At 69.4% G+C, this 15,030-nt stretch carries 13 protein-coding genes and 1 pseudogene; 6 read left to right on the top strand and 8 right to left on the bottom strand.

Translation table 11 applies throughout. The annotated features are described in order from the left end of the window. Positions 1-69: 69 nt before the first annotated feature. The 8 genes from AC16DP_RS03630 to AC16DP_RS03595 all read right to left on the bottom strand — a co-directional run bounded on the left by AC16DP_RS03630 (position 70) and on the right by AC16DP_RS03595 (position 9,899). Entirely contained in the window at positions 70-1,596 is a 1,527-nt protein-coding gene (locus tag AC16DP_RS03630) for an RCC1 domain-containing protein (RefSeq protein WP_329733432.1), read from the bottom strand. Beyond that, positions 1,593-2,399, bottom strand: a complete 807-nt coding sequence (locus AC16DP_RS03625; protein ID WP_329733431.1) for a hypothetical protein — start codon at positions 2,397-2,399, stop codon at positions 1,593-1,595. The genes AC16DP_RS03630 and AC16DP_RS03625 overlap by 4 nt, the downstream gene beginning before the upstream one ends. Positions 2,400-2,689: 290 nt before the next feature. Beyond that, positions 2,690-3,724 carry a rod shape-determining protein gene (locus tag AC16DP_RS03620; RefSeq protein ID WP_043412497.1) on the bottom strand — a complete coding sequence of 345 codons (1,035 nt, stop codon included), beginning with the start codon at positions 3,722-3,724 and terminating at the stop codon, positions 2,690-2,692. A gap of 241 nt (positions 3,725-3,965) precedes the next feature. Then, entirely contained in the window at positions 3,966-4,529 is a 564-nt protein-coding gene (locus AC16DP_RS03615) for a putative ABC transporter permease (protein ID WP_329733430.1), read from the bottom strand. Between the two features lie 122 nt (positions 4,530-4,651). Further along, entirely contained in the window at positions 4,652-5,371 is a 720-nt protein-coding gene (locus AC16DP_RS03610; protein ID WP_329733429.1) for a glycosyltransferase family 2 protein, read from the bottom strand. 54 nt (positions 5,372-5,425) lie between these two features. Beyond that, positions 5,426-7,462, bottom strand: a complete 2,037-nt coding sequence (locus tag AC16DP_RS03605; RefSeq protein WP_329733428.1) for a hypothetical protein — start codon at positions 7,460-7,462, stop codon at positions 5,426-5,428. Positions 7,463-7,564: 102 nt separating this feature from the next. Beyond that, the gene (locus AC16DP_RS03600) at positions 7,565-8,329 is read right to left on the bottom strand and encodes a hypothetical protein (protein WP_329733427.1); all 765 of its coding nucleotides are present in this window, start codon (positions 8,327-8,329) and stop codon (positions 7,565-7,567) included. Between the two features lie 133 nt (positions 8,330-8,462). Further along, entirely contained in the window at positions 8,463-9,899 is a 1,437-nt protein-coding gene (locus tag AC16DP_RS03595) for a pyridoxal phosphate-dependent decarboxylase family protein (RefSeq protein ID WP_329733426.1), read from the bottom strand. A 156-nt stretch (positions 9,900-10,055) separates the two neighbouring features. On the opposite strand from AC16DP_RS03595, the pseudogene AC16DP_RS03590 reads away from it, so the two are divergent. From AC16DP_RS03590 to AC16DP_RS03565, 6 genes and pseudogenes are all read left to right on the top strand, one after another. Then, positions 10,056-10,253, top strand: a pseudogene (locus tag AC16DP_RS03590) (SelT/SelW/SelH family protein); the annotation flags it as partial. Between the two features lie 91 nt (positions 10,254-10,344). Next, entirely contained in the window at positions 10,345-10,677 is a 333-nt protein-coding gene (locus AC16DP_RS03585; RefSeq protein ID WP_329733425.1) for a PRC-barrel domain containing protein, read from the top strand. A gap of 42 nt (positions 10,678-10,719) precedes the next feature. Next, entirely contained in the window at positions 10,720-11,544 is an 825-nt protein-coding gene (locus AC16DP_RS03580) for a 2,3,4,5-tetrahydropyridine-2,6-dicarboxylate N-succinyltransferase (RefSeq protein WP_329733424.1), read from the top strand. A gap of 9 nt (positions 11,545-11,553) precedes the next feature. Beyond that, positions 11,554-12,645 (top strand): class I SAM-dependent methyltransferase, encoded by a 1,092-nt coding sequence (locus AC16DP_RS03575; RefSeq protein WP_329733423.1) that lies wholly within the window; start codon positions 11,554-11,556, stop codon positions 12,643-12,645. Then, positions 12,642-13,718: a succinyl-diaminopimelate desuccinylase gene (gene dapE / locus AC16DP_RS03570; RefSeq protein WP_329733422.1), complete on the top strand. Its 1,077-nt coding sequence runs from the start codon at positions 12,642-12,644 to the stop codon at positions 13,716-13,718. Before AC16DP_RS03575 ends, dapE begins: the two co-directional genes overlap by 4 nt. Positions 13,719-13,883: 165 nt before the next feature. Then, positions 13,884-15,026, top strand: a complete 1,143-nt coding sequence (locus tag AC16DP_RS03565) for an SH3 domain-containing protein (RefSeq protein ID WP_329733421.1) — start codon at positions 13,884-13,886, stop codon at positions 15,024-15,026. Positions 15,027-15,030: the final 4 nt, after the last annotated feature.

Genomic DNA, 15,030 nt, shown 5'->3' with positions numbered 1-15,030 from the left:
GATGTAGGTGGAATATCACGGATGCCATGTGTCAGGCGTCTGGCGCTGACGAGCTGTACCCACGCCGCTTCAAGGGCTCACCGGGACGGGCGTGGCGCGTTGGGTGGTGGTCCCATCCCCCAATTGTCCGGTCGCATTCCTTCCCCAGGCCCACAGGGTGCCGTCCGCGTGCATCGCCAGCGAGTGGTTCCTTCCGGCCGAGATGGCCACCACGTCGCTCAACCCACTCACCCGGACAGGCGTGGAGCGTTGGGGCTCGGCGGTGCCATCCCCCAACTGATTGAGCGTATTGCTGCCCCAGGCCCACACCGTGCCGTCATGGCGCAGGGCCAGCGAGTGGAGATAGCCCGCCGAGATGGCCACCACGCCGCTCAACCCGCTCACCTGGACGGGCGTGGAGCGTTGGAGGGTGCTCCCATCGCCCAACGCTCCGCTTTCGTTGTACCCCCAGGCCCACACGGTGCCGTCGCCGCGCAGCGCCAGCGAGTGCTGGCCACCGGCCGAGACCGCCACCACCCCGCTCAAGCCGCTCACCTTCGAGGGGGTGGTGCGGTGGGTGAGCGTTCCATCCCCGACCTGCCCCGAGGTGTTGTGCCCCCAGGCCCAGACGGTGCCATCGCTGCTCATCGCCAGCGCGTGCTGATCTCCGGCCGAGGCCATCACCGCATCGCTCACGTCGCTCACCGGCATGGGCGTGGAGCGATGGGTGGCCGTCCCATCCCCCAACTCCCCTTCGGCGTTGTATCCCCAGGCCCACACGAGGCCGTCACGGCGCATCGCCAGCGAGAAATTGCCGCCCGCCGAGACGGCCACCACCGTGCTCGGGCCGCTCACCTGCACGGGCGCGGCACGGTGAGCGGTCGTTCCATCCCCCAACTGTCCGTACCAGTTGGCACCCCAACTCCACACGGAGCCGTCGGTGCCCAACGCGATGGCATGTTGTGCGTTGTTTCCGGCCGAGATGACCATGAGCTCGCTCAATCCGCTCACCTGGAGGGGCGTAGCGCTGTGTGTATTCGTTCCAGTCCCCAACTGTCCGAACTCGTTGTTTCCCCAGGCCCAGGGCGTGCCGTCCGAGCGCAGGCTCATCGAGTAGGCGTTTCCCGCGGACAGGGTCACGCACGGCGTGGTGGTGACGACGAACCTCTTCGACGCGGAACGGCGCAGGGCATTGGTGACGGACGCCGTCACCTCGGACACCCTTCCGTGCGGCATGCAGGTGGGCGCCCTCCAGACGATTTCGCTCGTGTTCGCGGTGTGGACCGGCGTTTCCACCCTTCCGGCGTGGGGGGTCCAGGAGAACTCGAGCGGGCCGTTGCCCGCGTCCCTCACGGTGATGCGCAGGGTGATGGAGCCCTCGCTCAGGGCGGATGGGGCGGACTGGTAGAACTCGATGAGCTCCGGCGCTCCCGCCTCCCCCTCGCCTGTGGGGCCATCGCCGCCCGTGGGCGGGTTCTGCCCGGTGCCCGCGCCCCCGGGGCAGCGCTCCGGATGGTGCTGGCAGAAGAGGGTGCCCTCCTGCTCGAAGTCGATGCAGCCGGCGCCACCGAGCAGCACGGCCGCGAACGCCGCGAATCCCACCCTCCAGGTCCTCATGGCCACCTCCCGGACACGAAGGCCGACGTCCCGTCCGTGCCCACGCTCAGCGCCATGGGCGCCTCGGGCGCTCCGAGCACGTAGAATCCCGCCGCGAGCCCCAATCCCACCACGCCCGCGCCGATGAGCCCGGCGCCCACGTTCTGGAACGTCTTTCCCCGCGACATGCTCCGCCGCGCTTCCTCGTAGGAGGTGAGGCTCGGGTCCCCGTTGCGCAGCCGCGCCTGCTCGTTCCGGGCGAGCCCATGGGACACGCCGCCCACCGCGAGCAGCACACTGCCCGCGACCGCGGGGATGAGCGCGCGGGAGCGCAGGCCCTGCTGTCCGGTGGTGTTCACCGTGGGGGCGTGCGGGGCGGGGGTTTCCTGCCGCGGACTCTCCGCGGTGGGCGGTGGCTGCGTGTCGGGCCGCGGGCTCACGGGCGCGTGCTCCGTGAGGCCGGAGGCCAGCGTCTGCTTCACCTGCGCGCGCAGGCTCTTGAACCGCCGCGCCACCTTGGGCGACACCCGCACCGGCAGCTTTGCCTCCGGGTTCAGGAAGAGGGCCGCCTTGAAGGCGGCGCTGGCCGCGTCGTTCTGCCCCATGTCGGCGAGGATGAGGCCCTCGTAGAGCGAGAGCGCCACATCCTCTTCCGCGCTGCGGGTCAGGCGTCTGGCACTGGAGAGCTGCTCCAACGCCCGCTCGTACTCGAGGCTCTCGTAGAGGCTTCGGACAGAGGTGAGGTAGGTCCGCACCTCCGGGGACACCTGGGCGCGTGCCCCCCACGGCATGAGCAGGAGCACGGCCAGGAGGCCCGTCACCACTCTGGCGGCTTCAGGACAAAGGCTCGCAGGACGCATGGGCTTCCCTGTCGAATGGGGGCCCTACGTTCATTCCAGCGTCACGCAAAAGCATTCACGCGAAGCGGACTTCCTCGCGGCACTGGTCAGTCCGTCTTCCGGAGTGTCGGAAACACGGCGCCGCCCGTGCTCTTGGTGTTGACCAGCGTCCAAGCGAGCCAACCCGGGACCTCCGATACCCTCACCCCGTCCCTCTCCCGGAGGGAGAGGGGAAATTGGGGGAGACTGGACGCACAGTGGGCGAGCGCGACGGCTCAGCCCGGCTGGCAGACCTGGCGGAGGATGTCGAGCGACTCCAGCGCCTTGCCCGCGCCCATCACCACCGCGGACAGCGGATCCTCCGCGAGGAACACCGGCAGACCCGTCTCCTCGCGCAGCAGCGTGTCCAGGTTCTTCAAGAGCGCGCCACCACCGGCCAGCACGATGCCGCGGTCGGCGATGTCTCCGGCCAGCTCCGGCGGCGTGCGCTCCAGCGTCAGCTTCACCGCCTCGACGATGCCGTTCACCGGCTCGCTCAGCGCGTCGCGCACCTCGTCGCTGCTCACCGTCAGCGTGCGCGGCACGCCCGCCACCAGGTCTCGGCCCTTGATCTCCATGGTCATGACCTCCTCGGTGGGGTACGCCGTTCCAATGCCCATCTTGATGAGCTCGGCCGTGCGCTCGCCGATGAGCAGGTTGTACTTGCGCTTGACGTACTGGATGATCGCCTCGTCCAGCTTGTCGCCGCCGATGCGCACGCTCTTGGCGAACACGATGCCGGCGAGGCTGATGACCGCGACGTCGGACGTGCCACCGCCGATGTCGACAATCATGTTGCCGCTGGGCTCGGTGACGGGCAGCCCGGCGCCGATGGCCGCGGCCATGGGCTGCTCGATGAGGTAGACCTCGCGGGCACCGGCGTTGGCGGCGGCCTCGCGCACGGCGCGGCGCTCCACCTCGGTGATGCCCGAGGGGATGCCGATGACGATGCGCGGGCTGACGAGCGACTTGCGGTTGTGCGCCGTCTGGATGAAGTAGCGGAGCATCGCCGCGGTGATCTCGAAGTCGGCGATGACGCCGTCCTTCATCGGGCGGATGGCCACGATGTTGCCCGGCGTGCGGCCGAGCATCTCCTTGGCCTCCTTGCCCACGGCGAGCACCTTCTTGCCGCCGCGCGCGTCCTGTTGGACGGCCACCACGGAGGGCTCGTTGGAGACGATGCCCTGTCCGCGGATGTAGATGAGCGTGTTGGCCGTGCCCAGGTCGATGGCGAGGTCACGCGAAAAGAGAGTGTGGAGCCAGTCGAACATACGGGGGCGGAAACTTTCAAAGGTGCGGCGTCATTTCCAACACCGACAGTGAGTGCGCGGCAACCTACTACGCACGACCCGCAGCAGGAAGAAAAGCCAACTGTCAAGTGCAGGGCCCGGCCGGAGGGCGTCCGGCCCACGGGGCCCCCTGTCCTTCCCCTCCGCTCCCCCCTCTTCCCTCTGGGGAGGGGTCCGGCGTAGGGGGTTTTCCCCATCCGGGGGCTCGCTTCCCTGCCTCCTCTCAATGGGGCGTATAGCGCTCGCTCTCTCCGGCCAGGAGGTAGGTGTCCGCCGCTTCCCCGGCCTCCTGCTCGGTGGAGACCGGGGCCAGGTGGTGCGGCTCGGCCACGGCGCCATTTTCCACGGCATGGCGGTATTCGGGCGTCTGGCGCAGGGCCTCGCTGGTGACGCGCAGGAAGGCCTCGCGCACGGGCTCGAAGAGCAGGCCGGCCACGTACCAGAAGGGGGCATAGTCCAGGCGGATGAGCCCCTTCACGCTCCACCCCTTGTTCTCGTAGTCCCAGGGGCAGCGGCCGAGCGCCTTGCGCAGCAGCCAGCCCGTGGTGAACTCGGCGCCGAAGATGACGACGGTGTAGGCGAGCGCGCGCACGGGCCGGGGCAAAAAGCGCAGCCGGTCATGGAGGAACTCCATCCCCAGCGCGGTGGCCCCGTAGATGGGGTGCATCCACAGGTACGTCTTCGCCGTCCCGTGTGTGTCCCGCTCCACCAGGGCCGCGCCCATGCCGGTGAAGCACACCTCCATCACCCAGCCAGCACATCCGTAGAGGAGGAATCGCGGTAGCACGCCCCGAAGCTAGGGACCGGCCCTCCGAAGAGCACCTGGAAGCAGGGGGGCGGGGGAGCGGCCGATGAAGGGGGCGGGGCAGCCCCGGAGGACGGCCCGCGGGTGTTGGCCGTTGGACACCTTCAGCGCTTGAGGGCGTACTTGCCGATGGCGTAGAGGGCGCGGACGCCGTCCTTCCAGCCAATCTTCTTGCCCTCCTCGTAGGTGCGCCCGTGGTAGCTGATGGGCACCTCGAAGACGCGCCAGCCGCCGCGGGCCACCTTGGCGGTGATCTCCGGCTCGATGCCGAAGCGGTCCTCCTCGATGTTCACCGAGCGGATGACCTCGGCCCGGAAGGCCTTGTAGCAGGTCTCCATGTCGGTGAGGTTCAGGTTGCTCGTCATGTTGGAGAGCATGGTGAGCAGCTGGTTCATCACCGAGTGCCAGAAGTAGAGGACGCGCCGGGGCGTGCCGGTGAAGCGGCTGCCGAAGACGACGTCCGCGTCGCCGTCGATGATGGGCTGGAGGACGCGGGGAATCTCGCGCGGGTCGTACTCGAGGTCCGCGTCCTGGACGATGACGATGTCCCCGGCGGACTCGGAGAAGCCGCGGCGCAGGGCGGCGCCCTTGCCCTGGTTCTTCTCCTGGAAGAGGACGCGCACGTCGTTGCGGTTCCGCGGGGTGCCGCCGATGACGGACAGGCCCTCGGTGGCCAGACGCTGGAGCAGCTCGCGGCTTCCGTCGCGCGAGCAGTCGTCCACGATGACGAGCTCCTTGGGAAAGTCCACCGCGGTGACGCGGCGGAGCAGTTCGGCGAGGGTGGAGATCTCGTTGTAGACAGGGATGACGACCGAGACGAGCATGGCGGAGCGGGCTCTACCCGATTTCCGCCCCCCGCGCGACTCTTCGGTGGGGGGCTAGAAGCGCAGGTGGGCCAGCACCGCGCTCTCGCCCGCCGGGGTGGAGGAGCCCCAGGCGGGCACCTCGGCCACTGGGAGGGGCGCGCCCAGGGGGACGCCCGCGCTGTCCCGGGTATGCCAGCCCGTGACGAGGACGCCGTCCCGCACGGGGAACACCCCCTCGAGGAGCACGTTCTCGCCGCCCCCGTCCACCGCCGGGTCCCACGGCCCGCGCAGCAGCGAGGAGTAGCGCAGCGCCTTCAGGTCGGGCTCGAAGACGCGGACGAAATGGTTCCACGCGGACCTGCCCTGCGAGGGCTTGTACATCTTCATGTAGGCGTTGGAGGTGGTGACGGTGCGGCGGCCGAGCGCGGCGAGGTAGACGGCGCCGCGGGCATCCACCTCGAGCGCGGAGACGCGGGTGGTGTTGAGGTCCGGCCACCCGGCGTTGTGGCTGCCCCAGCCGTCGTGGAGGGGCTCGGCGTAGGGTGTGCCGAGCGTGGCCCCATCGCTGTACTCGGCCACCCAGGAGGCGGCGGCCAGGGTGCCATCGGCCTGGGCCAGCTTGGCCAGCCAGGAGATGTGGATGTTGCCGCTGGTGCCGGTGAACTGGTGGTGGAAGGACGTGGCGCCGGGGTGGGAGGCCACCTTGTTGCCGCTCCAGAAGTTGATGACGTTGTTGCCGTGGGCGCGGGCGAGCACCACCAGCCGGTTGGCCGCGTAGTCGATGGCCACGTGGTCCACGTACTGGTCCGGCGAGGACGTCTTCACGAGGGCGCCGTTGTTCTCGAGCTGCTCGTGGTAGAGGCGGCTCCACCAGCGCAGGCGGCCGCCGGGCTCCATGGCGACGACGGCGGGCTCGAAGTCCGGGTTGCCGTCGGGCAGCCTGGACTGGGTGGAGTAGCCGAAGTAGAGGTGGTTGTTGCGCCGGTCGATGGCAATGGAGCCCACGCGCTGGGTGGGCTTGTCGCTGAGGCGGTAGCCCGTGTAGCCGGGGCCGGTGCCGGAGCAGGAGGCGGCGGTGCAGGGGCCGGTGAAGTAGTAGTCGTCGGGGAAGCGGCCCTTGCGGTCGGTGCGGCCATTGCCGTCGGGCAGCCGCACGTCGAAGTCCGCCTGGGTGGTGGAGCGCAGGCTGCCCTTGCGGCCGGCCTTCATGACGATGGCGCTGCGCACCAGGGGCTCGCCGCCGGTGTAGTCGGCGGCGAGGCCGTCGAACTCGGCGCCCGCGGCCGTCCAGTGGGCGGTCCACTCGGGCACCAGGTCCTGCTTGCCGTCGGCGGTGAGGCGCTCGAGGGCGGCCCACTTGAAGTCGTACTCGGCGCCGAGCGCGTAGACGACCTTGCCGTCTCCGCCCACGTCCCAGGGCTGGAGGTGCTTGTACTCGGACTCGCCGGTGTAGCCGGAGGCCTGGCGGGGCGGGCACTTCACGTCATACGTCCAGCGCACGGCCGTGGGCGGGGCGGTGACGAAGTTGTGGTCGAGCCGCGCGATGAAGTAGCCCTCCTGCTGCACGTCGGCCGGGACGTCTCGGATGCCCGAGAGGTAGAGGTCCCCGGTGGGCTGGCCGGGCGCGCCGGTGGCGCGCAGCCGTTGGATGTTGCGCACGGAGCCCTGGGGGAAGTGGACGACGCGCAGGATGGAGCGCAGGTCCGCGCTCAGGTGGAGGATGAAGCCGATGTTGGCACCGGAGACGGACTGGATGGTGGCCGCGGACAGCTGCGTGCGCGGGACGCCCGGGGGCACCCAGTCCAGGGAGGTGGCGCCCCCGGCGACGAGCACGGTGCCATCGGAGAGCACCAGGGCGGATTCGAAGCGCTCGAGGCCGTCGTTGCCGGCGTAGGTGACGACGGTTCGGTCCGTGCCGCCGATGACTCCGCCATCCAGCGGCGGCGGCTCCGAGCCCCCATCCGGATTCGTGCCGCTGGTGCCGCCATCCGGGCGTTCGCCGCCGGGAGTCCCGGAGTCGGCGCCATTGCCAGGGTTGGCGGGGGGGCCGTCACCACAGGCGACGACGAGGACGAGCAGGGGAACGGCGGCCCAGAGGCGGATGCGCATGAGGGGAGACCTCCACTTCGCGAGCGCCCCTGGCTAATCACGGAGTGTGAAGTACGCCACGAAATGCGTGTGACATCCCGGGCATTCGCGCGCTGAAGGGCCTCACTCCGCCCAGGAGAGGAACTCCACCATGCGCACGAAGCGCCGGTCGGTGCTCACGGCCGCCACCACGAAGCCGGCCGACTCGCCCGGGCCGCCCCGGCCCATGCTGCGCCAGCCCGACACGTAGAGCCGGTTGCTGTTGCGCGAAATCTGCGTGATGTACGCCACCGCCCCGTCCACCTCGTCCGCGTTCGGCGTGCCCTCCGTGTTGTTCTGCAGCTGGGCGATCAGCTCGCGCGGGGTGATGGGCTCGAAGAAGTACCCATAGTCGTAGGAGCTGCCGAAGGCCATCCCGTACGTCTCGCTCAGCGTCACCTGGTTGGCCACGCCCATGCCGTTGGGGATGTAGCCCTCCTTGATGCGCGCGCCGCTCAGCGCCCCGCTGGCGCCGAACAGCTCGGCCGGCGTGCCCGCCACCGCGTTCATTCCCAGCGGCGCGCCGAACTCCGCCGCGTCGTTCAACTCGTGGAAGTCGGTGAGCTGCTTCTTCGCCGGACCCGTCAGGCCCGTGAGGAAGGTGGCATCGCTCACCTTCGTGGCCAGGTACGCGCGCTCCGTGGTGTCCACCCCACCGAAGGCCGCGAGCGCATCCACCATCTCCTGCCGGGTGACCGTCGCGCCGCTCGGGCTGGTGGTGGCACGTGCGGCCGCCATCTTCGACTCGAAGGCGGGGATGCTCGTGGCGCTGTCCTGCGCCAGGGCGGCCGGAGCGGCCAGCAGCACCAGACCGCCAAGGAGGGACTTCAGAGAGGAGCTGGACTTCATCGGGGATGCCTCGCGAAGTAGGCCGGGAGGGCCTGTGGGGGGGACTTCGTCGATGCTCCTACTATTTTCTACGAAGTCAGGTCCAGCATAAAAATCCGGTTTGCCTGTTATTCGCGGATTTGTCACCTGGGGCTCAGAGGGCGCGGCGCAGGGCGTCGAGGAGGGCGTCGAGGTCCGCGTCGGTGGTGAGCGGGTTGATGACGGTGATGCGCAGCCACACGCGCCCGCCGAGCGTCGTCTGCACCAGGTAGAAGTCGCCGCGGGTGATGAGGGACTCGCGCAGGCGCACCTGGAGCGCGTCGAGCTCCGAGGCGGGGACGCCCTGGGGCGTGTGGCGGAAGCAGACGATGTTGCAGTCGGGGGGGACGGCCAGCTCGAAGTCGTCCGAGGACTGGAGGCGCTGGGCGAAGCGGCGGGACAGGTCGAAGGTGTCGGTGACGGCGTCCGCGAAGAGCCGGGTGCCCAGGGTGTGGAGGCAGGTGTACAGCTTGAGGGCCATCATCTCCTTGGTGCACTCGAGGGTGCGCAGGGCCACGTCGCTCCAGCGGCGCGTGTCCTGGCCGGTGAAGAGGTAGGAGGCCTCCTGGGCGAAGGCCTCGAAGGAGCGGTGGCCCTCGCGGAAGAGCACGGCGGTGATGAGCGCCGGCATCATCATCATCTTGTGCGCGTCCCACACCACCGAGTCGGCGCGTTCGATGCCCTTCACCTGGTGGCGGTAGCGGGGGCTGAGCGCGGCCGAGGCGCCGTGGGCCCCATCCACGTGGAACCACAGGCCGTGCTTCGCGCAGAAGTCGGCCACGGCCTCGAGGGGATCGAAGGCGCCGGTGGCGGTGGAGCCGGCGCTGGCCACCACGGCGATGGGGCGGCGGCCGGCACGCCTGGCGGCGGCGAGCGTCTCCTCGAGGGCCTCGGGGCGCAGCCGGTAGTGCGCATCCACGGGGATGGGGGTGACGCCCTCGGCGCCCCAGCCCATCATCCGCACGGAGCGGGTGACGCAGTAGTGGGTGGACTCGGGGACGAGCACGGTGAGGGGCGGCCCGGCGGTGGGGCCTCCGTTCCATGCATCGAAGCCGGCCTTGGCCTGGCGCGCGGCGAGCAGGGCGGTGAGGTTGCCGGCGGAGCCGCCCGAGGTGAGCACGCCACCGGAGCCCTCGGGCAGGCCGAGCACCCCGGCCATCCAGCGCAGCACGTTGTGCTCCATGGCGGTGGAGACGGGCCCCATCTCGTAGACGGCCATGCCGTTGTTGAGGAGCGAGGAGACGAAGTCGCTCAGGGCGGCGAGGGGCAGGGGCGCGGACACCTGGTGGCCCACGTAGTGCGGGTGGTGCAGGTGGTGCGATTGCTCGATGACGCGGGCGAGCAGGGCGGAGGCGTCGCCAGTGGGCTCCTCGGGGAAGTCCGCGGGGAAGTGCTCGACGTGGGTGGCGGGCGGGGCCCAGGGGAGCACGGGGCCCTCGCGGCGGGTGGTGCGGGCGAGGTGGTCGGCGAGCTGGTCCACCAGTTGGTGTCCGAGGCGGCGGAAGTGCTCGGGGTCGTAGGCGGCGGCGAGGTTCGGACGGTGGGGAGCCATGAACGGAATTATGCAGGGGAGCGGACAGGGCAGCGGGGGTGCGGCTTGCAAGCTGCTCGTGGGCCGTTATTTCAGTGAATACACCCCATGTATTGGAGGCCCACCATGGCATCCCGTATCACCATCACGTTTTGCAGCGCTTGAGGCTACAGGCCTCGGGCCGCCCGTGCGGCGGCCGCACTGAAGCAGGAGCTGAACCTGGACGCGGAGCTGAAGGTGGGCCCCTCCGGTAGTTTCATCGTGGAAGTGGATGGCAAACCCGTGGTGAAGAAGGAGTCGGTCGCCTTCCCCACCGAGAAGGAGATCGTCGAGGCGGTCTCCAAGGTGGTGGGCGGGCCCCAAGCGGGCTCCTGAGCCACGGGCAGGCGGCCGGGGGCTCGGCACCCGGCGCCGTTCTCCCCGGAGGGTGAACCGGGCCTCACCTTCAGCACGTGGAGGTGAGGCCATGGCCGTGGAGTGGTTGGAGTCCCCTTTCCAGAGGAAGTCCATCCAGCACTGGATGAAGGTCCTGGACCTGAACGGGAAGGTGCTGGGGCGGGTGGACTGCGTCGGGCAGACGGTGCTGTTCGTGCGCAAGCGCTTCTCGCGCAAGCTGTGGGCGGTGCCCCTGGCGCGGGTGGAGCGGGTCTCGGGCAGGGGCGTGCACGTGGCGGGACGGGAGCGCGAGGTGCTGGAGCCCGAGGCGGGGCGGAAGCACACGGAGCTCGTCACGGCCACCTATCCCCTGGCGGAACCGCCGGCCACGACGCTGGAGGCCGCGCGGCACGTGCACGCATGAGGATGATGCGCCGCGTGGCGTTTCGTGCTTGAAGGAGCGGCCATGTCCCCCATCGAGAATCTGTCGCACAGGGTGTCCGCGGCCTTCGCGGACCGGACGAAGCTGAAGGAAGCCGACTACGCCGCGGCGGTGCGCGAGACGCTGGCGCTGCTGGACTCGGGTGCGGTGCGCGTCGCCGAGAAGGGGCCCGAGGGCTGGAAGGTGAACGCCTGGGTGAAGGAGGCCATCCTCCTGTTCTTCGCCCTCTCCGAGATGAAGGTGATGGAGGTGGAGCCCTTCGAGTTCTTCGACAAGATTCCGTTGAAGAAGGGGCTGGAGGCGGCGGGCGTGCGGGTGGTGCCGCCGGGCGTGGTGCGCTACGGGGCCTTCGTGGAGCGCGGCGCGGTGGTGATGCCCGGCTACGTGAACATCGGAGCGCGGGTGGGCGCGGGGACGATGGTGGACACATGGGCCACGGTGGGCAGCTGCGCCCAGGTGGGCCGCGACGTGCACCTGTCCGGTGGCGTGGGACTCGGTGGGGTGCTCGAGCCACCCACCGCCTCGCCGGTCATCATCGAGGACAGGGCCTTCATCGGCAGCCGCTGCATCGTGGTGGAGGGCGTGGTGGTGGAGGAGGAGGCGGTGCTCGGCGCCAACGTGGTGCTGACGGCCTCCACGCCCATCATCGACGTCACCGGCCCCGAGGAGAAGGTCTACAAGGGCCGCGTGCCGGCGCGCAGCGTGGTGATTCCGGGCATGAAGGAGAAGCAGTTCCCCGCTGGCCGCTACATGACGCCCTGCGCGCTCATCATCGGGCAGCGCAAGGAGAGCACCGACAAGAAGACGAGCCTCAACGCGGCGCTGCGCGACTTCGCCGTGCCGGTGTAGGCCTCGCGCATGGATTCCTTCACCTGGCGCTCGGAGAGTGGCGAGCCCGCACCGTCGCGGCTCTCCCCCGTCGATGACCGGCTCACCGCGGATGCCGCCCTGAAGCGCGTCCGCCGGGGCGAGCACCTGCTCTACACCGGCGACTTCCACAACGCGAAGCAGCTGCTCGGCGCCATGGGCCGCCGCCTTCCTCCGCCGCGTGCGGCGCGCTCGCCCCTGGAGGCCTTCCGCTCCGAGCGCCGCGCGCGTCAGCTGGAGCACGAGACGCTCTCGCGCATCGTCGTGGCGCTCGACCGCTCCTACCGCCTGGAGCTGAAGCGCGCGCCCGACGTCTCCGAGGCCTGCCGCCAGGTGTGGGGCGAGCCCGACGCGGACAGGACGGTGGTTTCCCTCAAGACGCTGCTCGGCATGCTCGGGGCCGCGGAGTGGCGGCGCAAGGGCCTGGACGTGCCCGGGCTCCAGGGCAAGCTCCATCCCCACTACGGCGTCTACCTGCCCACGCGCACCGACTACGTCGAGCTGCTCCTGCATGTCTCCGACGTGCGCGGCAAGAAGGTGTTCGACGTGGGCACGGGCACCGGCGTGCTCTCGTTCCTGCTCCTCCAGCGCGGCGCGGCCTCGGTGACCGCGACGGATATCGACTCGCGCGCGGTGGCCTGTGCCCGGGAGAACGCCGAGCGGCTGGGCCTGTCCAAGCGCTTCGAGGTCATCGAGGGGGACCTCTTTCCTCCCGGCAAGGCGGACCTCATCGTGAGCAATCCGCCGTGGATTCCCGAGCCTCCGAAGAATCGCGTGGACCGCGCGGTGTTCGACGAGGAGAACCGCTTCCTGCGCGGCTTCCTGGAAGGCCTGGCCCCACACCTCAACCCCGGGGGCGAGGGGCTGCTGCTGCTCTCCGACCTCGCGGTGCTGCTCGAGCTGCGTGCCGCGGACTGGCTCGAGCAGGAGCTCGCGCGGTGCGGGCTCGCCGTGAAGTGGAAGCGCTCTGCCGCCGCGCGCCACTCGAAGGCGAAGGACAAGTCCGATCCGCTCCACGCGGCGCGCTCCCGCGAGGTCACCACCCTCTACGGGCTCGTTCCCGCTCCGAAGGCCACGTCATGAGCGACCTCGCCACGCGCCTCGCGCAATCCACCCTGGCCCTGTGCCGCATCCCGAGTCCCATTGGCGAGGAGCGCGCGCTCGCCGACCACGTGGAGCGCTGGGCCCACGCGCACTTCCCGCGGCGCGAGGTGTTCCGGCTGGGGCACTCGCTGGTGCTGGGGAGCCTCGTGGACTCGAGGCCCACGGTGGCGCTGGTGGGGCACCTGGACACGGTGCCCGCGCACCCGAACGACCGGGAGCCGCGAATCGAAGGGGAGCGCATCTTCGGCCTGGGCTCCTCGGACATGAAGGGCGGGCTGGCGGTGATGATGGCGCTGGCGGAGGACCTGCCGCGCGCCGAGCTGCCGGTGAACCTGGTGGTGGTGCTCTACGAGCGGGAGGAGGGCCCGTACCTGGAGAGCGGACTGGGGCCGCTGTTCGAGACGCGTCCGGAGCTGAAGCGGGTGAAGTTCGGCATCGCGATGGAGCCGACGGACGGGGTGGTGCAGGTGGGGTGCGTGGGGAGCCTGCACGTGACGCTGCGCTTCAAGGGGCGCAGCGCGCACTCGGCGAGGCCGTGGCAGGGGGAGAACGCCATCCACAAGGCGGGGCCGCTGCTGGCGCGGCTGTTGGAGTTGCCGAGGCGCGAGGTGATGTACGGCGAGTTCGCCTTCTACGAGGTGATGAACATCACGAAGGCCTCGGGAGGGCGGGCGCGCAACGTGATACCGGAGGCGTTCGAGCTGAACCTGAACTACCGCTTCGCGCCGGGGAAGACGGTGGAGCGGGCGCAGCAGGACGTGCGGGAGCTGGTGGGGGACGCGGCGGAGGTGGAGTTCACGGACCTGGCGCCGAGCGGCCGGGTGTGCTCGGACAATCCGCTGTTCCAGCAGTTGATGACGCTGACGGGACTGCCGGCGGCATCGAAGCAGGCGTGGACGGACGTGGCGCGCTTCTCCGAGTTCGGCGTGGACGCGGTGAACTTCGGGCCGGGCGAGACGGCGCAGGCGCACCAGGCGAACGAGTGCGCGCCGATCCCCGCGCTGTCCGTGGCCTACGAGAAGCTGGCCACGTTCCTGAAGCAGGCGCGCTGAGCCGGTGCCCGCCGTGGCCACGCGCCCATGAATCTGGCGCGTCCCGGGCCGTCCAATCATTCAGCCCCGGTATCAAAATCCAATGATTCCGGGCGTTTGTGGACAAGCTTCGAGGGCCCGTGCCATCGTCATCCACCCACGGGCTGTCACCCAGGACCATTGAAGATGCAAACGCTTCTGATCTCCCTGCTGCTGGCGACGGCTGCCGCCGACACCGCAGCGCAACGGGTCTATGTCCTTGGCTCCTCCATCAACCTCCGAAAGGAGCCTTCCGCGGAAGCGGAGAGCCTGGAGAAGCTCCAGATCGGCACGGAGTGCCGTGTCGCCGAGACGCTCGAGGGCCAGTGGCTGAAGGTCCTCTGTGGCGAGAAGGAGGGCTACGCATCCGCGTCCCTGCTGGGACCGGAGAAGCCCTCGGCCGAGAAGCTCAAGGCCGAGGCGAAGGACACGAAGCTCCCGCTCAAGCAGCGGGAGGACAGCGCGTTGCGCGCCGCGACCCTCTCCCCGGAGGACGCCGAGCTGCAGAAGCTGCTGGGCAACCTCTTCTTCGAGCGCAACCTCGAGCTGGCCGCTGGCATCAAGAAGCCGACGATGCGGAGGACGTTCAAGCACACGTGCTTCAAGCAGAGCGACAGCGCCTGCATCAGAGACGCCACGGGGGCCGTGGTGAAGGACGTGAAGGTCCGGGCCGAGACGAAGGGGAACCTGTTCGTGGTGGCCGTTGGAAACGCGGAGCGCGTGGTCGTCTATCGGGGCAGATACAAGATCAACAAGATGAACGAGCTGACGGGAGAGGCGCTCGAACAGACCGGTTTCGCCACGAGCCCGGTGCTGGAGAAGTCGCTCTTCTTTGGCCTCCAGCCGCGCCGTTCCGGCCAGTGGGATCTGGCCCTTGGGCAATTTGCTTTGGATGATGCCTCCTCCTCCCTGTTGGACGTGCTTCCCAGGGAGTGGGCCGTGTTGGAGCAGAGCGCAGCGGGATCAGGCCTTTGGAAGGCACAGTGGGATGACTGCTTGAAGAGGCCCTATCTGTTGAAGTTCGATCCCGATATTCACGGCCGATGGCTCTTGATCATCGAGAACGTGGGGATGGATGCGGGTATCAAATCGCGCTGGATATCCGCCGTGGCAAAACGTGGAAACGAGCTCGAGTTGACGCTCGAAGAGGATGCCGTCGGCTCGACGCGCGAGGTGTTCAAGCTGCCTGAAGGTCGAGGCGACATCGCGTATCTGGGAAATAAGGCATACTCCTTCAAGCTCAACAGATACGCCGAAGTTCACCACCGTTGCATTCAGGGCGGTCCATAAAGAC

Source organism: Archangium sp. (assembly GCF_057119385.1).
Note: the sequence above shows the minus strand (reverse complement) of the source record. Positions and strands in the feature narration are given on the sequence as shown.